Genomic DNA, 19,157 nt, shown 5'->3' with positions numbered 1-19,157 from the left:
CCGGGTTCGGCGTGAGCGCCGGGTTCGCCGTGAGGCGTTCGGGCGGAGGCGTTGGGGCGCAGACGTTCGGCGTGAGACGTTCGGGCGATGCGTCCCGCGCCGCGCGCGTGGGGCGTCGCCTCCCGTGGCGGCGCTCTGCATATTTCCGCATATGCGTACAAAAGGAACGAATCGTCACCGCCATCGCCACCGCCATCGCCGTCATCCTTCGGTCGCCGCCGCGGCGGCGCTGACCGTCGCCGGCTCCGTCGTCCTCACCGGAGCCCTCGCGGCCACCGCCGCCTTCGCCGACCGCCTCCCCGGCGGCCTCGGCCCGTGCATCCCCGGTACGCCGCCGTGCCCCACCCCGTATCCGGACATCGACAACAAGGACGTCGTCGGCCGCGACAACAACATCAACGTCTTCGTCGGCGGCGACTTCCTCGTGCGCGAGGCGGCGGCCGAGGCCGAGGGCAAGGTCGTGGTGCTCGGAGCCTTCGACCAGAAGAAGCGGGCCGGTGTCTCGCAGGTCTACAACGTCGGCGTCGCGGGCGTCGGCTCGCGCGTCCCGCCCGACAACGGCACCGACTTCCTCACCGCCGGCGGCGACGTCACCGTCGCCACCGGCCAGCGCCTGCTCGCCGAGGAGGGCACGGTGCACGGAGTCGTACGGTACGGGGGCACGCTCACCGGCACGGTCAGCCCCAAGGCGGTCGCCGACCCCAGGGCGGCCGCCCCGTACACGGGCCTGCGCGACAGGCTCACCGTCGCCTCCCGCTGCTACGCGTACGTCGAAGGCAGACCGCGCACCGCGACCGGCACGGCCGTCAACAAGGACTACGAGACCGTCTTCACCGGCGACGGGAAGTCCGCGCTGCAGGTGTTCCACGTCGACTTCGACCTGGAGTCGAAGGCCGGCGGTTCGCAGGGTCTGCGCTTCACCGGCATCCCGAAGGACGCGACCGTCCTCGTCAACGTCCTCGGCGCGGACCGGACGATCGACACCTACGTCAACGGCTTCCAGGCCGGGCTGCGCGAGCGGCTGCTGTGGAACTTCCCCGACGCGACGGACGTGCTCTTCGAGGGCAGCGGCCAGTTCGAGGGAAGCGTGCTGGTCGCGGACCGGACCAGCGTGTCGACCGTGACCATGCCGGGCATGAACGGGCGCTTCTACACGAGCGGTTCGCTCACGCACGCCTCAAGGGTCGGCGGAGGCGGTGGGCAGGAGCTGCACGCGTATCCGTTCGACGGCGACCTGCCGAAGTGCGACGAGACGGGCCCGACGCCGACGCCGACCCCGGATCCCACTCCCACTCCGAGCCCGACCCCGACCCCGACGGACTCGGGCGGGACGGACGGCGGGACGGCGGACGGCGGGGCGACCGACGGTGGCACGACCGATGGCGGGACCACGGACGGCGGGGCAACGGACGGTGGGAACACCGACGGGGGCGGGACCGACGGTGGGTCGGCGGACGGTGGGTCGGCGGACGGTGGTTCGGCCGATGGCGGTTCGACAGACGGTGGCGCCTCCGACGGCGGTCTCGACTCCGGCGGTTCCACCTCCGGCGGCCACACCTCCGGAGGATCCACTTCCGGCGGACACACCACCGGGGGCCACTCCACCGGCGGCACCACCTCCGGTGGTCACTCCACCGGCGGCAGCGCCTCCGGCGGCCACTCCGGCTCCGCCACCGGTGGTGGTGAACTCCCCGACACCGGTTCCGGATCCGCCACCGGCAGGATCGTCATGGGCGCCGCCGCCGTGGGACTCGCCGCCGTCGGCGGCGGGCTCGTCGCCGTTACCCGGCGCCGCCGCCGTACGAACTGAGCAGGCGCTCCAGGCCGAGGACGACCAGCGCGTGGTCCTCGGCCTGCGGGAGGCCCGAGACCGTGACCGAGCCGATGACCCCCGCGCCCTCGACGGCGATCGGGAACGAACCGCCGTGCGCGGCGAAGCGGTCGGGGTCCAGGCGCGAGGAGTCCTCGAACGTCGTGCCCTTGGCACGGAACCGGGCGCCGACGAGCAACGAGCTCACGCCGTACCGCTCGACGACCCGCCGCTTGCGGTCGATCCAGACGTCGTTGTCCGCGCTGGAGCCGGGCAGCGCGCAGTGGAAGAGCTGCTGGGCCCCGCGCCGTACGTCGATGGCGACCGGGGCGTTCCGCTCCCGCGCGAGTCCGACGAGGATCGTGCCGAGCGTCCAGGCGTCCTCGTATGTGAAGTGAGGGAGGACGAGCCGGGCCTCCTGTGCCGCGAGTTCCCCGACGGAGTCGGGGCGCGCGGGGTTCGGGGTCGCGGCGTTCGGGGTCGCGGGGTGCGGGGTCGTGGGGGCCGGGGTCACAGGGCCACCGCGCTTCCCTCGCGGGCGGACTTCCTCGCCGCCTCCAGGACGTCGAGCGCGGCGGCGGCCTCGTACGCCGTGACCGGGTTCTCGCCGGTGCCGCGGAGGGCGGCGGCGACGGCCGCGTAATACGACGGGTAGTCGCCGGGCAGGGTCTCCACGGGCGTGCCGCCGCCGGTCAGCGGCGACTCGCCCGAACCGAGGCGGCCCCAAGACTCCTCCGGCTCGACGCCCCAGACGGCGCCGGGCTCGGGGCGCAGGCCCTCGCGCAGCGCGGCCTCCTGCGGGTCGAGACCGTACTTCACGTAGCCGGCCTTCCGGCCCAGGACGCGGAAGCGGGGGCCGAGCTGGGCGGCGGTGGCGCTCATCCAGAGGTGCGAGTGCACGCCGTTCGCGTGGGTGATCGCGATGAACGTGTCGTCGTCGGCCTCGGCGCCCGCGCGGCGCACGTCGGACTCGGCGTACACGCGGACGGCCGGTCCGAAGAGGACGAGGGCCTGGTCGACGACGTGGCTGCCGAGGTCGTAGAGCAGCCCGCCGATCTCCTCCGGCGCACCGGACTCGCGCCAGCCGCCCTTGAGGGCCGGACGCCAGCGCTCGAAGCGGGACTCGAAGCGCTGGACCTCGCCGAGGGCGTCGTCGGCGAGGAGCGCGCGCAGGGTGCGGAAGTCGTTGTCCCAGCGGCGGTTCTGGAAGACGGAGAGCAGCAGTCCGCGCTCGTCGGCGAGGGCGGCGAGACCGCGCGCCTCGGCGGCGGTGCCGGCGAGCGGCTTGTCCACGACGACGGGCAGCCCCGCCTTCAGGGCGGCGGTGGCGACGGGGACGTGGGTCTTGTTGGGCGAGGCGACCACGACGAGGTCGAGCTCGGCGGCCCGGGCGATGAGCTCGTCGGGGGTGCCGACGACCCGCACGCCCGGGTGCTCGGCGCGGGCCTGGGCGGCGCGCTCGGGGTTGCCGGTGCTGACCGTGTCCAGGACGAGGTCGGGGGAGGCGGCGATCAGCGGGGCGTGGAAGACGGACCCGGCCAGGCCGTAGCCGACGAGGCCGACGCGGAGCGGCTGGGCGGTGGGGGAGCTCATGGGCATGGGACCACTTTGGCAACGCTGTTGCTAAAGTGCAAGCGACAGGCACAATGGCCTGGTGAACAGGGACAACGGGAGCGCCGGCGCGGATGACGGAGCGGGCGCGCGCGAGAGTGCGGACGCGGGCGCGAGCCGCGGGCCCGGCAGAGGGAGCGGCAGCAGGAGCGGAAGCAGCAGCACGAGCGGGAGCGTGGGCGCGGGCGGCGGCGGGGCCAACCTGCCCGCGCTGCGCAGCCACAACGCCGCGCTCGTGCTGGACCTGCTGCGGACCGCGGGCGAGGCCGGCATCAGCCGCCTCGAACTGGCCGCCCGGACCGGCCTCACCCCGCAGGCCGTCAGCAAGATCACCGCACGGCTGCGGGCCGAGGGCCTCGCGGCGGAGGCCGGCCGGCGCGCGTCGACCGGCGGCAAGCCGGCGACCGTGCTGCGGCTCGTCCCGGCGGCGGCGTACGCGATCGGGCTGCACCTCGACCGCGACGAGCTCACCGCCGTCCTCCTCGACCTCGCGGGCGAGCGCGTCGCCGTCCGCCGCGCCCCGCTCGACCTGGGCGCGGGCGCCGAACCGGTCCTCTCGGCGGCCCAGGCGGAGATCGCGGCGCTGCTGGCGGCGGGGCGGACCGGCTCGCGAGCCGGAGCGGGAGGCGACTCGGGAGCCGGGGAGGGAGGCGACTCGGGAGCCGGCGCTGACGGCGCGCCCGATGCGCCCGGCGCACCCGATGCACCCGGTGCGCCCGGCGCTCCGGACGTCCCAAGTGGACCGGGTACGCCCGCCCCCACCGTCCCCACCGCCCCCACCGTCCCCACCGTCCCCACCACCCCCGACATCCTCGGCGTCGGCGTCGCCATGCCTGGGCCGCTGGACCATCTCGCCGGGACGCCCGGCCGTGTCACCGGATTTCCCGAGTGGGACGGGTTCCCGCTGCGCGAAGAGCTGGAGCGGCGGCTCGGGCTGCCCGTCGTGCTCGACAAGGACACGAACGCCGCCGCCCTCGGTCTCGCCCTGCGCCCCGACGCGCCCGGGTCCTTCGCGTACGTCCATCTCGGTACGGGTCTCGGTGCGGGGCTCGTTCTCGGCGGTGCGGTGCTGCGCGGGGGCAGGACCGGCGCCGGCGAACTGGGGCACCAGACCGTCCAGCTCGACGGCCCTCCCTGCGACTGCGGCGGGCGCGGCTGTCTTGAGGCGCTGTGCCTGGCGGCGCTCGCGCGCGGCGATCTCGCGGAGGCCGCACGGGTGCTCGGTACCGGCGCCGCGAACCTGGTGCGGCTGCTCGACATCGACCGCGTCCTGCTCGGCGGCCGTGCGGTGCTCGCCGCGCCCGACGCCTTCGCGCGCGGCGCCCGCGAGGTCCTGGCCGCCCTGGCCCTCCCGACACCCGTCGACGTCGTCGGCCCTCGCGACACCGTGGCGGAGGGCGCGGCCCACCTGATCCTCGCCCCCGTCTTCGGGAAGTAGAGATCCGCCCCCGTCACCAACTCTTCCGAAAATAGGCTGATCGGGCGGAATGTGGGCCTCGCTCCGGCCCCGCGCCGCGTCACTCGCCGGACCCCCGTCCGTGCCATGGCAAGGTCGCGGGCGATACGTACGTCCGCGAGCAGCAAAGGCCCCGCCACCATGCGACCGCGCAGCACCGCCCTCGCCCTCGCCGTTCTGGCCGCGGCTGCGGCCACGGCCACGGCCGCCGCGGTCGCCGTCCTCCCGGTGGAAGCGGCGGCACACGCTCCCCGAACGGCACACGCGGCGGCGCACGACCGCGTGCCCGGCCCCGTCGCGTTGCCCTCGTGCGGGACGGCGGGCGCCGCCGACTTCCCGCTGGAGACGCGGATCCACGGCGGGCCGGAGGACTATCCGGCCGGCGGTGGCTTCCGGACCTGGCAGCTGGACCTCACCAACACGACGGCCGCGGCCTGCCGTGACATCCATCCGGTGCTCGTCCTCACCGACCGGGACCGGGCGCTGCGGCCCTCGCAGATCCGGGCCGAGTTCTACGACGCGCAGGCGCGGCTCTGGCGGCCCGTCGCCTTCGAGGAGACCGACCAGGCGGAGAACGTCGGCGTGTTCGACGCGCCGGCGCTGTCCACCGCCGTGCCGCCCTTCGCCGGGTTCGCGGTGCCCGCGGGCCGTACCCTCACCGTGCCCGTACGGCTCGCTTTCGGTGCCGACACCGCGCCCGACGCGGTCGTCGTCAACGCCGCCGTCGTCCAGAAGCGCGGCGACGACGGCGACTGGGTCGGGGAGTCGGGCGACTACCGGCTGACCATCGGCCCGGCCGACCCGGACGCCGAGGCCTCCCCGGGCGTGGACCCCGGCACCGGCCGCACCACGGACCCGTCGGCGCCCGCGTCCTCCGCCGGTCCCGGCGACCCGGAGAATCCCGAACTCGCCCGTACGGGACGGGACTCGGCCCTGCGTCTGGCCCCGATCTCGGCCGGCCTGCTCGCGGCGGGCGGTGCGCTGACGTTCCTGGCGTGGCGGCGGCGGTCACGACGGCACCCGTAGGCCACGCTCCGTACACCGCCCCGTTCACTCCGGTCTGCGACGATCAACGGATGAGGAACGTGACGAACGTGAGGAAGCAGCCCGGGGCGGCCGGCCGGCCCGGCCCCGGCCAGCCGGGCGCGCCCATCCGCTCCGGCATCCCCGAACACGGCCGCATCCCGAAGTACTACGCGGTGAAGGCCGAAGTCGCCGAGCTGATCGACCAGTTGGGCGAGGGCGGGCTGCTGCCCACGGAGCGCGACCTGGCCGTCCGCTACGAGGTGTCGCGCGAGACCGTCCGCCAGGCCCTGCGCGAGCTGCTGCTCGAAGGGCGGCTCCGCCGGCAGGGCCGGGGCACCGTGGTCGCCGGACCCAAGCTGGAGCAGCCGCTGTCGCTGGCCAGCTACACCGAGGGCGTGCGCCGCCAGGGCCGCACCCCGGGCCGTAGCCTCATCTCCCTCGACCGTTTCCCCTGCCCGGAGGCCCTCGCGCCCGAGGTCGGCGTGGCGGTCGGCGAGCCCGTCTGGCACATGGAGCGGGTGCTGCTCGCCGACGACGAGCGGGTCGGCCTGGAGAGCACGTACGTCTCCGAGGCCCGCGCCCCGCGTCTCGACACCGACTTCGACCCGGACTCCTCCTTCTACGCCTATCTCCACGACCGGCTCGGCATCTCCTTCGGCGACGCCGACGAGCGGATCGAGACCGTCCTCGCGACCCCGCGCGAGGCGCTCCTCATCGGCACCCCGCCCGCCCTGCCCATGCTGCTGATCCAGCGCGTCTCGCGGGACACCGCAGGCCACCCCCTGGAGCGCGTGCGCACGCTCTACCGCGGTGACCGGTTCAGCTTCACCGCCCACCTCGGACGACAGGAACAGCCGCAGGAACAGCCGTAGGGCCAGCCGCAGGAACGGCCGCAGAGGCAGCCGTAGGAACAGCCACAAGGGCAGCCGCAGGAACATCCACAGGAACATCCGCAGGAATAGTCCCCCTGCGCCCCATTCACCCCACCCCCCGACATCACGAAAACATAACGGGTCTAGTCCAAGCTTGTCGGTCCGTTCACCGTCCCGTCGCCGTCCCGACCGGCCCGGGTCACCCGTCGCCCCGACCGTGAACGGCATGAAGGTGATCGTCGTAGGAGCCGGCGTGGTGGGCACCATGCACGCCTGGCAGGCAGTCGAACGCGGCCATGAGGTCGTCCACATCGAGCGCGAGGCGGAGGCGCGCGGCGCCTCGCTGCGCAACTTCGGCCAGATCTGGGTCAGCGGGCGGGCGGGTGGAGCGGAGCTCGACACCGCCCTGCGCGCCCGCGAGCTGTGGGAGGGCATCGGTGCCCGGGTCCCCGGGCTCGGTTTCCGGGCCATCGGCTCCCTCACCCCCGTGCGCGGCGAGCTCGAACTCGCCGTCGCCGAGGCCGCCGTGGGCCGTGCCGACGCCGCCGCCCGCGGCTACAAGCTGCTCACCCCGGACGAGGCCCGCGCCGTCAACCCGGCGCTCCGCGGCGCGTTCGACGCCGCCCTGTGGTGCGAGCGCGACGCCGCCGTCGAACCGCGCACCGCCCAACTCGCCCTCCGTGAGGCCCTGCTGGCCTCCGGCCGCTACACCTTCCTGCCCGGCCGGGAGGTGCGGGAGGTCGTCGACGCCAGGGAGAAGGGGCGTGCCGCCGTCCGCGACGACCGCGGCGACGTCCACGGCGGCGACGCCGTCGTCCTGTGCACCGGCGCCTGGCTGTCCGGCCTGGTCCGCGAGCTCGCCGGCGAGATACCGGTGCGCCGGGTGCGGCTCCAGATGATGCAGACCGACCCGCTCGGCGAGCCGCTCACCACCTCCGTCGCCGACGCCGACTCCTTCCGCTACTACCCGGCCTACGCCTCGAAGGCCCTCGACGCCCTCAACGCGGGCCAGGCGCAGGACCCGACGGCCGCCGCCCACAAGATGCAGCTGCTCATGGTGCAGCGCCTCGACGGCGGGCTGACCATCGGCGACACCCACGAGTACGAGCACCCCTTCGCCTTCGACACCCTCGAAGACCCCTACGAGCACCTCACGCGCGTGGTCGAGTCCCTCCTCGGCCGCCCGCTCCCGCGCGTCCGGCGGCGCTGGGCCGGCGTGTACGCGCAGTGCACCGACACCACCCGGGTCGTCCACCGCCAGCAGGTGCGCGACGGCGTGTGGCTGGTGACCGGACCCGGCGGACGCGGCATGACCTGCTCGCCCGCCATCGCCGAGACCACCGCGAACGAACTGGGCTGGTAACCATGAGCACTCACCCCCACTCCCACGGCAAGCACGGCCTCGTCGTCCTCGACATGGCCGGCACCACCGTCGCCGACGGCGGCCTCGTCGAGCAGGCCTTCACGGCCGCCGCCGAACGCCTCGGCGAGGACCCCGCCACGATGATCGACCACGTCCGCGCCACCATGGGCGAGTCCAAGATCTCCGTCTTCCGCCACCTCTTCGGCGGCGACGAGAGCCGGGCCCAGCAGGCCAACACCGCCTTCGAGGACGCTTACGGAGAGCTGGTCGCCGCGGGCAGGATCGCCCCGGTCCCCGGCGCCGCCGAGGCCGTCGCCGAGCTGAAGGACCAGGGCCGCACGGTCGTCCTCACCACCGGCTTCGCCCGGCCCACCCAGGACGCCATCCTCGACGCCCTCGGCTGGCGCGGGCTCGTCGGCCTCACCCTCTGCCCGGCCGACGCGGGCGGCCGCGGCCGCCCGTACCCGGACATGGTGCTCGCCGCCTTCCTGCGCACCGGCGCCGTCGACGACGTCCGCCAGGTCGTGGTCGCCGGGGACACCTCGTACGACATGCTCAGCGGCGTCCGTTCCGGCGCCGGGATCGTCGCCGGCGTGCTGACCGGCGCCCACGGAGAGGCCGCGCTCAAGGAGCACGGCGCCACCGACGTCCTGCCCTCGGTCGCCGGACTGCCCTCCCTGATACGGCGCTACGAGGAGCGCGGGGCATGACCGGCGGGCTCAGCGGCATCCGTTTCGACGGCGTCTCCGTCGCGTACCACGGCCACACCGTCCTCGACTCGCTCGACCTGACCGTCGAACCCGGCGAGGTGATGGCCCTGCTCGGGCCCTCCGGCTCCGGCAAGACCACCGCCCTGCGCGCCGTCGCCGGCTTCGTCCGGCCGGTTTCCGGGCGGGTGTTCATCGGCGGCCGCGACGTCACCGGCCTCCCGCCGCACAAGCGGGGCATCGGCATGGTCGTCCAGCAGTACGCCCTCTTCCCGCACATGCGGGTCGAGGACAACGTCGCCTTCGGACTGAAGGCGCGGAAGGCCCCCAAGGACGGGATCCCCGCACGGGTCGCCGAGGCGCTGGAGATGACCGGCATGGCGGCCTACGCCAGGCGCTACCCGCGCGAGCTGTCCGGCGGCCAGCAGCAGCGCGTCGCCATCGCCCGCGCCCTCGCCATCCGCCCGAACGTGCTCCTCCTCGACGAGCCGCTGTCCGCGCTCGACGCCCAGCTGCGCTCCGGCATGCTCGCCGAACTCGCCCGGCTGCACCGCGAACTGCCCGAGGTCTCCGTCCTGTACGTGACCCACGACCAGGTCGAGGCGCTCACCCTCGCCGACCGGATCGCCGTCATGGACCGGGCCAGGCTCCAGGACTGCGGCACCCCGCAGCAGCTGTACCGGCGGCCCCGCACCGAGTTCACCGCCTCCTTCGTCGGCAACGCCAACCTGCTGCCCGTCACCGTCGGCGCGGACGGGGTCAGCCTCGACGGCACCGCCCTCGACGTGCCGGTCGCCGCCGGCGTCGCACCGGGCGCCACCGCCACCCTGTGCGTACGGCCCCACCTGGTCGGCCTGGGCCCCGGCCCCAACGCCCTCACCGGCCGGATCGCCGAGGTCCAGTGGCGCGGCGCCACCCACCGCCTGTACGTGGACGTCGGCTCCGGGCGGCACCGCGTGAAGGCGGACGTGCGCGAGCTGCGCGAGACGCCGGCGCTCGGCGACGAGGTGACGCTGCACTTCGCACGGGAGGACGCGGTGCTGCTCGGCGCGGGGGTGGGCGCGTGACCGGCACCCTCGCCCCGCCCGCCGAACGCCGGCCGGCCGGCCCGGCCGCGCCCGCGCCCGGGCGCCCGGAGCGGCGCCCGGTGCCCGCCTGGCTGTGGGCCGCGCCGCCGGTGCTCGCGCTCGCCGTGGTCTTCCTCTACCCGCTGGCCCTGGTCGTCAGGGAGTCCCTGGCGCCCGGCGCGTACGGCGAGGTCTTCGCCTCCGCGTCCTTCCGGGACGCGCTGGTCACCACCGTGTGGCTCGCCGCGGCGGCCACCGCCGGCTGTCTCGTCCTCGGCTTCGTGCTGGCCCTCGTCATCGCCTTCGTGCCCTTCCCGGGCGGCCGCGCGGTCGCGAAGTCCATCGACGTCTTCCTCTCCTTCCCGTCCTTCCTGATCACGCTCGCCCTGCTGTTCGTCTACGGCACGGTCGGCATGGCCAACGGGGTGTGGACGGACGTCACGGGAGCCGCCGAGGGGCCCTTCCGGTTCCTGACCACGCCGTGGGGCGTGCTGCTCGCCGAGATCACGTACTTCACGCCGTTCGTGATGCGACCGCTGCTGGCCGCCTTCTCCCAGCTGGACACCGCCCAGCTGGAGGTGGCCTCCTCGCTCGGCGCCCGGCCGCTGCGGATCGTGCGCCGGGTGATCCTGCCCGAGGCGCTGCCCGCGCTCGCCGCCGGCGGCAGCCTCGTCCTGGTGATGTGCCTGAACGAGTTCGGGATCGTGCTCTTCACCGGGGCCAAGGGCGTCACGACCCTGCCGATGCTCGTCTACGGCAAGGCCATCCTCGAGTCCGACTACGCGGCGGCCTGCGTCGTCGCCGTCGTCAACGTGGTGATCTCCGTGAGTCTCTACGGGCTGTACCGCCTGCTCGTCGCCCGTACGACCGGTGGCCGGGCCACCGGCGACCGCGCGAGGAGTGCCGGGCCGGCCGGCCGCCGCACCGCCGCCCGCCGGACCCGCACCGCGGGCGGCGCTCCGGAAGGGAGCCGTCTCCGTGCTCGTGCATAGCCGCGCCGGGCGCTGGGGCGCCTGGGCCGTGTTCGCGGTCCTCTTCGTGCCCCTCTTCGCCCTGCCCCTCCTCGTGATCCTCGCCGCCTCCTTCTCCACCCACTGGTCCGGCGCCTTCCCCTCCGGTCCCACCACCGAGCACTACGCGGCGGCCGTGCGCGGCGAATCCCTCCAGGCCCTCACCACCAGTCTGGTCACCGCGCTCGCCGCGAGCCTGCTCGCGCTCACCGCCGGCACCTGGGCCGCGCTCGCCGCGTCCGCGCTGCGCGAGCGGGGCCGCCGGGTGCTCGACGCGCTGTTCGTGCTGCCGGTCGCGGTGCCCTCGGTGGTCGTCGGACTCGCCGTCCTGGTCGCCTTCTCGCAGCCGCCGCTGCTCCTGAACGGCACGCGCTGGATCGTGATCCTCGCGCACACCGTTCTTGTCACGGCGTTCGCCTACCAGTCGGTTTCGGCCGCCATCCTGCGTCTGGACCCGATGTACGAGCAGGCGGCGGCCAGCCTGGGCGCCCGCCCCTCGTACGTCCTGCTCCGGGTGCGGCTGCCGCTCCTGCTGCCGTCGCTGAACGCGGCGGCGGGGCTCTGCTTCGCCCTGTCCATGGGGGAGCTGAGCGCCACCATGATGCTCTACCCGCCGGACTGGCTGCCGCTGCCCGTGCTCGTCTTCACGGCCACCGACCGCGGTTCGCTCTTCACGGGCTCGGCCCTCGCCGTGGTCCTCATGACGGCGACGCTGATCGTGCTCCTCGCCGTCTCCCGCATCCGCACCAAAGCCTCGTACCGCTAGCAACCCCCCCCGTACCGCTAGGAGAGAACGACGTCATGCGCACCACGTCCGTGTACCTCAAGCCGATCGCGGCCGTCACCGGCAGCCTCGCCCTCGCCGCCTCCCTCACCGCCTGCGGCGGCTCCTCCGCCGCCTCCGAGGAGAAGACCGTCACCGTCTACAGCGCCGACGGCCTCAAGGGCGAGGCGGGCGACGGCTGGTACGACAAGGTCTTCGCCGACTTCGAGAAGCAGACCGGCATCAAGGTGAAGTACGTCGAGGGCGGCTCCGGCGAGATGGTGCAGCGCGCCGCCCGCGAGAAGAGCAACACCCAGGCCGACGTCATCGTCACCCTGCCGCCGTTCATCCAGCAGGCCGACTCCAAGGGCCTGCTCCAGGCGTACACCCCGCAGGGCGCCGACATGGTCAGCGGCGCCGACAAGGCCGACAACGGCAAGTGGATCGCCGTCGTCAACAACTTCTTCGGCTTCGTCCACAACAAGAAGGAACTGCCCACCGCGCCCACCACCTGGGAGGAGCTGCTGGACGGCAGGTTCAAGAACAAGCTGCAGTACTCCACCCCGGGCGTCGCCGGCGACGGTACCGCCGTGGTCATCAAGGCCATGCACGACTTCGGCGGCAAGGAGCCGGCGATGGAGTACCTGAAGAAGCTCCAGGCCAACAACGTCGGCCCGTCCTCCTCCACCTCCAAGCTCGCCCCGAAGGTCGACAAGGGCGAGATCCTGGTCGCCAACGGCGACGTCCAGATGAACTTCGCCCAGTCCAAGTCCATGCCGAACCTGGGGATCTGGTTTCCCGCGAAGCAGGGCGGCAGGCCCACCACCTTCGCCCTGCCGTACGCCGCGGGCCTGGTGAACAAGGCCCCGCACAGCGAGAACGGCAAGAAGCTGCTCGACTTCATGCTGAGCGAGCAGGCGCAGCGCGAGGTCAGCTCCGTCGGCGGCGGCTTCACCGTCCGCAAGGACGTCAGGGCCACCGACGCCAACGCCATCGAGCTGGCCCGGCTGATGAGCGGCGTCGAGGTCTTCGAGCCGGACTGGGCCGACATCGACAAGAACCTCGCCTCGTACGTGGACGCGTGGAAGTCCGCCACCGGCAGCTGAGAGTTCACCGCACGTCCCTTCCGTCCCGCCGAAGTATCGCGAAAAGATAACGGGTACGGACCAAAGTCCGCACCGGCCCAACGCCCCTGTCACCACAGGGGCGTTGGCATGCCCCCTCACCCACGGAGGACTCCAGAGATGCCGCTCACCGGCATATCGCGCCGCACCGTGCTCGCCGCCGGCGGCGCCACCGCCGCCCTCGCCGCCACCGGCATGGTCACCGCCCCCACCGCCCGCGCGGCCACCGCCGCACCGACGCTCCCCGACGGCACCAGCCAGGACAAGGTGCTCGTCGTCGGCATGGACGGCCTGCGCCACGACCGCATCGACGCCGCCAAGGCCCCGAACCTCAAGTCCCTGATGGCCAACGGCACCTACGGCCTCTCGCTGCTCTACGCCAACCCCATGGCCGCCACCTCCTCGGGCCCCGGCTGGTCGACCATCTCCACCGGCGTGTGGCCCGACAAGCACGGCGTGAAGGACAACACCTTCACCGGCCGCAACTACGGCACCTACCCCGGCTTCCTCGCCCGCCTGAACCAGGTCCGCCCCGCGCTCTCCCTCTTCGCCGCCGTCGACTGGCCCGAGCTCGACACCTACGGCACGGTCACCTCCGGCGCCGACGCGAAGGTGGTCTACAACAACAACTACGCGGTCAACGACCTCCTGATCACCGACATCACCGAGGACGTCCTGCGCAACCAGAACCCCGACGTCCTCTTCGTCTACTTCGGCGAGACCGACGAGGTGGGCCACAACTCCGGCGCCATGAGCCAGGCCTACCTCGACGCCATCGACGTCCAGGACGGCTACCTCGGCCGGCTGCTCACCGCGATCAAGGCCCGCCCGTCCTACGCCTCCGAGCGCTGGACCGTCATCGTCGCCACCGACCACGGCCACCTCGACGGCGGCGGCCACGGCGGCTCCTCCGTCGAGGAGCGCCGCACCTTCGTCCTGGCCCAGGGTCCCGGCATCGCCGCCGGCGCCCGCCCGATCGACACCCGGCTCGTCGACGTGGCCGCCACCGTCTTCCGCCAGCTCGGCATCACCCCCGACCCGGCGTGGGGCCTGGACGGCAAGCCGGTCCAGGACCGCTCCGCCGACCCCTTCGACGCGCTGTACGGCTCCCTCTCCGGCCGCGTCGACGAGACCGGCATCCCGGCCGGCGTCCTCGGCTTCACCCACACCGCGCCCAGCGGCTGGTCCGTCATCAACAACGCGATGGGCGCGGGCGGCATGACCGAGTGGCGCGGCTGGTCCTTCGCCACCGACGAGTTCTGGTCCCGCACCCAGCGCGACCAGTCCCGCGAGCTCAACGTCCGCTCGCGCGGCGTCTTCGCCGTCGCCGACTCCGACGAGTGGGCCGACAAGACCTTCTCGGGCACGTACGACTCGACCCTGGTCACCCCGGCGTACGCGGTCTCCGGCGCCTCCCGCGTGACCCTGGACTTCACGACCTTCTACCGCCAGGAGGGCAGCCAGACCGCCCAGATCCTCGCGAGCTTCAACGGCGGTACGCCGACCGTCGTCAAGAGCTACACGTCCGACGTCGTCTCGAAGCCCCAGTCGGTCACGGTGAACGTGCCCGCCGGTGCCTCGAACGTCAGCTTCCGCTTCCGCTACACCGGCTCCAACAACTGGTACTGGGTGATCGACGGGGTCAGGATCAGCACTTCCTGACCTAGGCTGGGGGCGTCGCCACAGCGTCGTTGCGTCGCCCCCAGCACACCGTCCTTCACGCACGGCAGGAGTCCCGCACCCATGGCAGAGCGCAAGCCGATCGAATCCTGGCTCACCGACATGGACGGCGTCCTCATCCACGAGGGCGTGCCGATCCCCGGTGCCGACGCGTTCATCACGAAGCTGCGGGACACCGGCAAGCCCTTCCTCGTCCTCACCAACAACTCCATCTACACGGCCCGGGACCTGCACGCCCGGCTCGCGCGCATGGGCCTGAACGTGCCCGTGGAGAACATCTGGACGTCGGCGCTGGCCACCGCCAAGTTCCTCGACGACCAGCGCCCGGGCGGCACCGCGTACGTCATCGGCGAGGCCGGCCTCACCACCGCCCTCCACGACATCGGCTACGTGCTCACCGACCACGACCCCGACTACGTGGTCCTGGGCGAGACCCGCACGTACTCCTTCGAGGCGATGACCAAGGCGGTCCGCCTCATCAACGCCGGCGCCCGCTTCATCTGCACCAACCCCGACGAGACCGGCCCGTCCCTGGAAGGCCCGCTGCCCGCCACCGGCTCGGTGGCCGCGCTGATCACCAAGGCGACCGGCAAGGAGCCGTACTTCGCGGGCAAGCCCAACCCGCTGATGATGCGCACCGGCCTCAACGCCATCGGCGCCCACTCCGAGACCAGTGCCATGATCGGCGACCGGATGGACACCGACATCCTGGCCGGCCTGGAGGCGGGCATGCAGACCTTCCTCGTGCTCACCGGTCTGACCACCGAGGCGGAGATCGACCGCTTCCCGTTCCGCCCGTCGAAGGTCGTGAAGTCGATCGCGGACCTCGTCGACCGCGTCTGAAACCGCAGGTGAGGGCCACGGTCGGCGCCCTGCGGATGCGAACGGACCCGAACCGGGTGACCCTGCCAGTACCAGGAGGTCACCATGCGTTCAGGTCCCATCGCTCTCCGTGCCGCAGGCGCGGCCGTGGCTCTGGTGCTCGCGCCCACGGCGGGCACCGCCCTCGCCCATGACGGCGTCCAGGCCACCGTCACCCCGGCCACCGCCGCGCCCGGCGCCGACGTCGACCTGCGCGTCACGGGCTGCAAGGGCACGACCGGCGCCGCCAGGTCCCAGGCGTTCGTCGCGGACGCCGAGCTCACCGGCCGGGACGGCGGCAAGCACCCGCTCTCCGGCGACACGACCCTGAAGTCGGGACTCGAGGACGGCACGTACAAGGTCAGCGTGACCTGCGACGGCCACGACCACCACGACGTCGGCAGCGTCCATGTCCGGCGCCACCACGAGCCGACCCACAAGCCCGCCCACCACCCGTCCCCGGTCGCCCCGGTCCGCGCGGGCGGCGGCGGCACGGCCGCCTTCGCCGCGCCCGCGGCGCCCGGCGTCGCCCAGACGGCGGACGAGGCGGGCCTCGGCACCCCGTACACCCTCCTGGGTCTCGGCATGGCCGCCGTCGCCGCGGTCGCCGTGGCCGTCCGCAGCGCCCGGCGCCGGGGCGGCGCGGGCCAGGGCACGGACTGACCCGGTGTCCTCTGGGCGCGCCCTGACCGGGACGGCCTGGGCCGTGCTGGTGCTCGGACTGTGGGTGTGGGGGAGGGACGCCGGCGAGGCGCCCCTCGGCAGCTCCGCGCCGACCACCGGCGACATCGCCGCCGTCGGCCGCCCGCTCGGCGCGCCGCTGCCGCCGGAGCACGCCCCGATGAGGGCCGCCGAGCCGCGCCGGGTGGAGATCCCGTCGCTCGGGATCTCCGCGCCCGTGGTGCCGCGCGGCCTGGACGAGGACGGGGCGGTCGACCCGCCGCCGTACGAGATGCCGCACACCGTCGGCTGGTACGGCTCCGGCACCGCCCCCGGAGCCCCCGGGGCCGCGCTCCTGGTCGGCCACGTCGACACCGAGACCCGCCCGGCCGTCTTCTACGGCCTGAGCTCGGTGCGGCCCGGCGCGGCGGTGACCGTGACCCGTTCGGACGGAAGCGTCGCGGAATTCACGATCGACGACGTCCAGGTCCTGCCCAGGGACGGTTTCGACGCCCGGAAGGCGTACGGTCCGCGCGTCCCGGGCCGCTCCGAGCTGCGGCTGATCACCTGCGGAGGCAGCTTCGACCGGGAGGCGGGCGCGTACACGGCGAACGTGGTCGTCTCGGCGTATCTGACCGGCGCGCGCGGCGGGGCGACGGGGGAGTGACCGGGAGCCGGCCGACGGGGCGGGAACCGCCGGCCGCCGGCCGGTCCGGTCCTCGACCGCGGGCTCACGGACCGCGGGAGAAGCCCGGAGCCGCCGCGGGAGGTCGGGGTTCCGCACACTGTAGAGGAAACGGGAAGACGACCGAGACCCTTCACCTGATGGTGAAGGGCCTCGGCCTTCGCGTGCGCCGCCAGGGACTCGAACCCCGGACCCGCTGATTAAGAGTCAGCTGCTCTAACCAACTGAGCTAGCGGCGCCTGCTGACCTGCATAACTTTACAGCACGCCCGAGGGTGCTCCCGACCATTTCCTGTCCCGATCATGCTCCGCCCGGCCTGTCGGATGGTCGTATTGAGCCTTCGATCCGTCAAAATGCGATTTGTCCAGACAGTTGAGACGATGGCGCCCGTGCAGGAGCGCGAAAAGATCTTGACGAGTGTGGAGGGGAACGCATGAGTGTGCCGGTCTTCGAAGAAATCGAGCCAGCGGCGGACTGCGGCTGCCCGGGCTGCGCCCAGCGCCGCCGCGACCTCGCCCTGGGACTCCCGGTCCGGGCGGGCGGTCACCCGGCCGCGCACGGAGCCCGTCGCGCCCTGGTCCTGATGACGGCCGCGGGCGTGGTCCTGGGCGGCGGTACGGGCGTGGCCGGAGCGCTGCCCGCGGACCCCGCGGCGGACTCGGCGGGGGGCGCGGGGGCAGGCGGGCTCCGCACCGGACCGGACCCCGAGACCCCGCAGGGCGGCCGGGGCCCGCTGCACGGCGCGCCCGGCCCCGGCTCGGCGCCCTCGCCCGACGCCACCCCGCCGACCAGTCAGATCTCCGTGGAGTCCCTGCGGAAGAGCACCCGGGCCGAGATCATCAACCGGGCCAAGACCTGGGTCACGGCGGGCGTCCCGTACTCGATGGAGCGCTACTGGGGCGACGGCTACCGGCAGGACTGCTCCGGCTACATCTCCATGGCCTGGAACCTGCGGTCCAACGAGTGGACCGGCAGCCTCGACCGCTTCGCCGACCGGATCGACCGCACCGAACTCCAGCCCGGCGACATCCTGCTCTTCCACAACCCCGCCAACCCCACCCGCGGCTCGCACGTGACGATCTTCGGCGGCTGGACCGACTACACCCACACTTCCTACATCGCGTACGAGCAGACCAAGCCGCGCACGCGGAAGCAGGCCACGCCGCTCGCCTACTGGGAGAACTCCGACCGCTACCTCGCCTACCGCTACAAGGGCGTGATCAGCGGCGGCGGCGGGACCGGGAGCGCCGGCTCCGGAGCGGTGGCGACGCCGTACCCCGGCTCGGCGAAGTTCGGACCCGGTGCGAACAACGCGTACGTCACGCAGCTCGGGAAGCTGCTGGTCGCGCGCGGCGGCAAGAAGTACTACAGCCGGGGTCCGGGCCCGCGCTGGGGCGAGGCGGACCGGCGGGCGACCCAGGCCTTCCAGCGGGCCCAGGGCTGGAAGGGCAGGGAGGCGGACGGACTGCCGGGGCCGCAGACGTGGGCGCTGCTCGTGAGCGGGCAGGGCAGGGACATCGGCGGTTCGAGTGGTTCGGGCGGGTCGAGCGCATCTGCGAGCGGGTTCCCCGGGCGTGGCTACTTCCGTCCGGGCCAATCCAACGCATATGTGGAGAAGCTGGGCAAACAACTGGTGAAGCGGGGCTTCGGCAGGCACTACGTGTCGGGCCCCGGTCCGCGGTGGACGGAGGCGGACCGCCGCAACGTCGAGGCCTTCCAGCGGGCCCAGGGCTGGCGCGGCGGCGCGGCCGACGGCTACCCGGGTCCGGAGACCTGGCGGCGCCTTTTCCGATGACCCCGAGAACATGAGGTGACCGAATGACGGCATCGACCCCGACCCCGCCGGACTCCGGCCCGGCCGCCAGCCGCGACGCGGCCCGCACCGCCCGCCGCCTCACCGACGGCCGCCTACGCCCGCCCGCCCCACCGGGCCCGACACCGGCCTCTGTTTCGGCTTCTGCGCAGGCTTCTGCGTCGGCCCCCGCGCCGGCCTCTGCGTCTGGGCCTGGGGCTGGGGCTGCGTCTGGGCCTGCGTCTGGGCATGCGTCGACTTCTGCGTCGGGGCCTGCGCCGGGGTCTGCCACGGTGCCGCCGGGCGACGCGGGCGCACAGGCCGGTGCGGGGTCGCGGCCTGACGCCGTGGGCGGGAGCGGACGGGGTGGGGCGTCGTCGTCGTCGCCGTCGTCGCCCGCGCTGTCGTCGCCGTCGGGCGACGCGGGCGGGCGGGGTGCGCTGGGTACACCCGTCGCGCCGGTCGCGCCGGGTACGGCGGCTGCGCCGGGTGCGACGGGAACAGCGGCTGGGCCGGCCGGGCCGGGTACTGCTGTCGCACCGGCTCCTCAGACTGCACGGGTCGCACAGACTGGTCCGGTCTCACCGGGTGTGCCGGTCGCGGCGGGGCGCGCCGCGCCGCCGTCGGGCGCCGAGCGGCCGGCCGCCGGCGCGCCGTCGTCCACCGCTAC

The 19,157-nt window shown here is 73.7% G+C and carries 17 protein-coding genes and 1 tRNA gene; 15 read left to right on the top strand and 3 right to left on the bottom strand.

Annotation, left to right across the window (positions count from 1 at the left end; genetic code table 11):
- The first annotated feature begins 151 nt into the window (after nt 1–151).
- Entirely contained in the window at nt 152–1,810 is a 1,659-nt protein-coding gene (locus ACFWJO_RS10105; RefSeq protein WP_386864259.1) for a choice-of-anchor A family protein, read from the top strand.
- Here the strand turns inward: ACFWJO_RS10105 and ACFWJO_RS10100 are convergent.
- Together ACFWJO_RS10100 and ACFWJO_RS10095 are read right to left on the bottom strand one after the other, a co-directional pair.
- Nucleotides 1,782–2,324: a heme-degrading domain-containing protein gene (locus tag ACFWJO_RS10100; protein WP_386864258.1), complete on the bottom strand. Its 543-nt coding sequence runs from the start codon at nt 2,322–2,324 to the stop codon at nt 1,782–1,784. The two genes, ACFWJO_RS10105 and ACFWJO_RS10100, sit on opposite strands and share 29 nt — an antisense overlap.
- On the bottom strand, nt 2,321–3,409 hold the full coding sequence (locus ACFWJO_RS10095; protein WP_386864257.1) for a Gfo/Idh/MocA family oxidoreductase: 1,089 nt from the start codon (nt 3,407–3,409) through the stop codon (nt 2,321–2,323). Before ACFWJO_RS10095 ends, ACFWJO_RS10100 begins: the two co-directional genes overlap by 4 nt.
- A 187-nt stretch (nt 3,410–3,596) precedes the next feature.
- Between ACFWJO_RS10095 and ACFWJO_RS10090 the strand changes: the two genes are divergently transcribed.
- The 13 genes from ACFWJO_RS10090 to ACFWJO_RS10030 all read left to right on the top strand — a co-directional run bounded on the left by ACFWJO_RS10090 (nt 3,597) and on the right by ACFWJO_RS10030 (nt 16,677).
- On the top strand, nt 3,597–4,859 hold the full coding sequence (locus tag ACFWJO_RS10090; protein ID WP_386864354.1) for an ROK family protein: 1,263 nt from the start codon (nt 3,597–3,599) through the stop codon (nt 4,857–4,859).
- A gap of 159 nt (nt 4,860–5,018) precedes the next feature.
- A complete protein-coding gene (locus ACFWJO_RS10085; protein WP_386864256.1) occupies nt 5,019–5,903 on the top strand; it encodes a hypothetical protein in 885 nt (294 codons plus the stop codon).
- Between the two features lie 50 nt (nt 5,904–5,953).
- A complete protein-coding gene (locus tag ACFWJO_RS10080; RefSeq protein ID WP_386864255.1) occupies nt 5,954–6,775 on the top strand; it encodes a GntR family transcriptional regulator in 822 nt (273 codons plus the stop codon).
- A 226-nt stretch (nt 6,776–7,001) separates the two neighbouring features.
- Nucleotides 7,002–8,138, top strand: a complete 1,137-nt coding sequence (locus ACFWJO_RS10075) for a TIGR03364 family FAD-dependent oxidoreductase (protein WP_386864254.1) — start codon at nt 7,002–7,004, stop codon at nt 8,136–8,138.
- Between the two features lie 2 nt (nt 8,139–8,140).
- Nucleotides 8,141–8,848, top strand: coding sequence for a phosphonatase-like hydrolase (locus tag ACFWJO_RS10070; protein ID WP_386864253.1), 708 nt, complete (start codon nt 8,141–8,143; stop codon nt 8,846–8,848).
- Complete coding sequence (locus ACFWJO_RS10065; RefSeq protein ID WP_386864252.1) at nt 8,845–9,912, top strand: ABC transporter ATP-binding protein; 1,068 nt, start codon at nt 8,845–8,847, stop codon at nt 9,910–9,912. The genes ACFWJO_RS10070 and ACFWJO_RS10065 overlap by 4 nt, the downstream gene beginning before the upstream one ends.
- Nucleotides 9,909–10,904 carry a 2-aminoethylphosphonate ABC transporter permease subunit gene (locus ACFWJO_RS10060; protein WP_386864251.1) on the top strand — a complete coding sequence of 332 codons (996 nt, stop codon included), beginning with the start codon at nt 9,909–9,911 and terminating at the stop codon, nt 10,902–10,904. The genes ACFWJO_RS10065 and ACFWJO_RS10060 overlap by 4 nt, the downstream gene beginning before the upstream one ends.
- Nucleotides 10,891–11,688 carry an ABC transporter permease gene (locus ACFWJO_RS10055; RefSeq protein WP_386864250.1) on the top strand — a complete coding sequence of 266 codons (798 nt, stop codon included), beginning with the start codon at nt 10,891–10,893 and terminating at the stop codon, nt 11,686–11,688. Before ACFWJO_RS10060 ends, ACFWJO_RS10055 begins: the two co-directional genes overlap by 14 nt.
- Nucleotides 11,689–11,723: 35 nt before the next feature.
- Nucleotides 11,724–12,791, top strand: a complete 1,068-nt coding sequence (locus tag ACFWJO_RS10050; RefSeq protein ID WP_386864249.1) for a 2-aminoethylphosphonate ABC transporter substrate-binding protein — start codon at nt 11,724–11,726, stop codon at nt 12,789–12,791.
- A 138-nt stretch (nt 12,792–12,929) separates the two neighbouring features.
- Nucleotides 12,930–14,471 (top strand): alkaline phosphatase family protein, encoded by a 1,542-nt coding sequence (locus ACFWJO_RS10045; protein ID WP_386864248.1) that lies wholly within the window; start codon nt 12,930–12,932, stop codon nt 14,469–14,471.
- A gap of 81 nt (nt 14,472–14,552) precedes the next feature.
- Nucleotides 14,553–15,332 (top strand): HAD-IIA family hydrolase, encoded by a 780-nt coding sequence (locus ACFWJO_RS10040; protein WP_384409126.1) that lies wholly within the window; start codon nt 14,553–14,555, stop codon nt 15,330–15,332.
- 84 nt (nt 15,333–15,416) lie between these two features.
- The gene (locus ACFWJO_RS10035) at nt 15,417–16,013 is read left to right on the top strand and encodes a hypothetical protein (protein WP_386864247.1); all 597 of its coding nucleotides are present in this window, start codon (nt 15,417–15,419) and stop codon (nt 16,011–16,013) included.
- A gap of 4 nt (nt 16,014–16,017) precedes the next feature.
- Nucleotides 16,018–16,677, top strand: coding sequence for a class F sortase (locus ACFWJO_RS10030; protein ID WP_386864246.1), 660 nt, complete (start codon nt 16,018–16,020; stop codon nt 16,675–16,677).
- A 183-nt stretch (nt 16,678–16,860) separates the two neighbouring features.
- Here the strand turns inward: ACFWJO_RS10030 and ACFWJO_RS10025 are convergent.
- Nucleotides 16,861–16,934: transfer RNA gene (locus ACFWJO_RS10025), tRNA-Lys, on the bottom strand.
- Between the two features lie 194 nt (nt 16,935–17,128).
- Here ACFWJO_RS10025 and ACFWJO_RS10020 point away from each other — a divergent pair.
- Nucleotides 17,129–18,490 (top strand): peptidoglycan-binding protein, encoded by a 1,362-nt coding sequence (locus tag ACFWJO_RS10020; RefSeq protein ID WP_386864245.1) that lies wholly within the window; start codon nt 17,129–17,131, stop codon nt 18,488–18,490.
- Nucleotides 18,491–19,157 lie beyond the last annotated feature (667 nt).

The sequence above is a fragment of the Streptomyces sp. NPDC127092 genome (assembly GCF_042722475.1).
In the GTDB taxonomy this organism is placed as follows: Bacteria; Actinomycetota; Actinomycetes; order Streptomycetales; family Streptomycetaceae; genus Streptomyces.
Note: the sequence above shows the minus strand (reverse complement) of the source record. Positions and strands in the feature narration are given on the sequence as shown.

Excerpts from the sequence above, each read along its gene's own strand:
- ACFWJO_RS10105 (WP_386864259.1), top strand. The coding sequence starts at position 152 with ATGCGTACAAAAGGAACGAATCGTCACCGCCATCGCCACCGCCATCGC.
- ACFWJO_RS10095 (WP_386864257.1), bottom strand. The coding sequence starts at position 3,409 with ATGCCCATGAGCTCCCCCACCGCCCAGCCGCTCCGCGTCGGCCTCGTC.
- ACFWJO_RS10085 (WP_386864256.1), top strand. The coding sequence starts at position 5,019 with ATGCGACCGCGCAGCACCGCCCTCGCCCTCGCCGTTCTGGCCGCGGCT.
- ACFWJO_RS10080 (WP_386864255.1), top strand. The coding sequence starts at position 5,954 with ATGAGGAACGTGACGAACGTGAGGAAGCAGCCCGGGGCGGCCGGCCGG.
- ACFWJO_RS10075 (WP_386864254.1), top strand. The coding sequence starts at position 7,002 with ATGAAGGTGATCGTCGTAGGAGCCGGCGTGGTGGGCACCATGCACGCC.
- ACFWJO_RS10070 (WP_386864253.1), top strand. The coding sequence starts at position 8,141 with ATGAGCACTCACCCCCACTCCCACGGCAAGCACGGCCTCGTCGTCCTC.
- ACFWJO_RS10065 (WP_386864252.1), top strand. The coding sequence starts at position 8,845 with ATGACCGGCGGGCTCAGCGGCATCCGTTTCGACGGCGTCTCCGTCGCG.
- ACFWJO_RS10050 (WP_386864249.1), top strand. The coding sequence starts at position 11,724 with ATGCGCACCACGTCCGTGTACCTCAAGCCGATCGCGGCCGTCACCGGC.
- ACFWJO_RS10045 (WP_386864248.1), top strand. The coding sequence starts at position 12,930 with ATGCCGCTCACCGGCATATCGCGCCGCACCGTGCTCGCCGCCGGCGGC.
- ACFWJO_RS10040 (WP_384409126.1), top strand. The coding sequence starts at position 14,553 with ATGGCAGAGCGCAAGCCGATCGAATCCTGGCTCACCGACATGGACGGC.
- ACFWJO_RS10035 (WP_386864247.1), top strand. The coding sequence starts at position 15,417 with ATGCGTTCAGGTCCCATCGCTCTCCGTGCCGCAGGCGCGGCCGTGGCT.
- ACFWJO_RS10020 (WP_386864245.1), top strand. The coding sequence starts at position 17,129 with ATGAGTGTGCCGGTCTTCGAAGAAATCGAGCCAGCGGCGGACTGCGGC.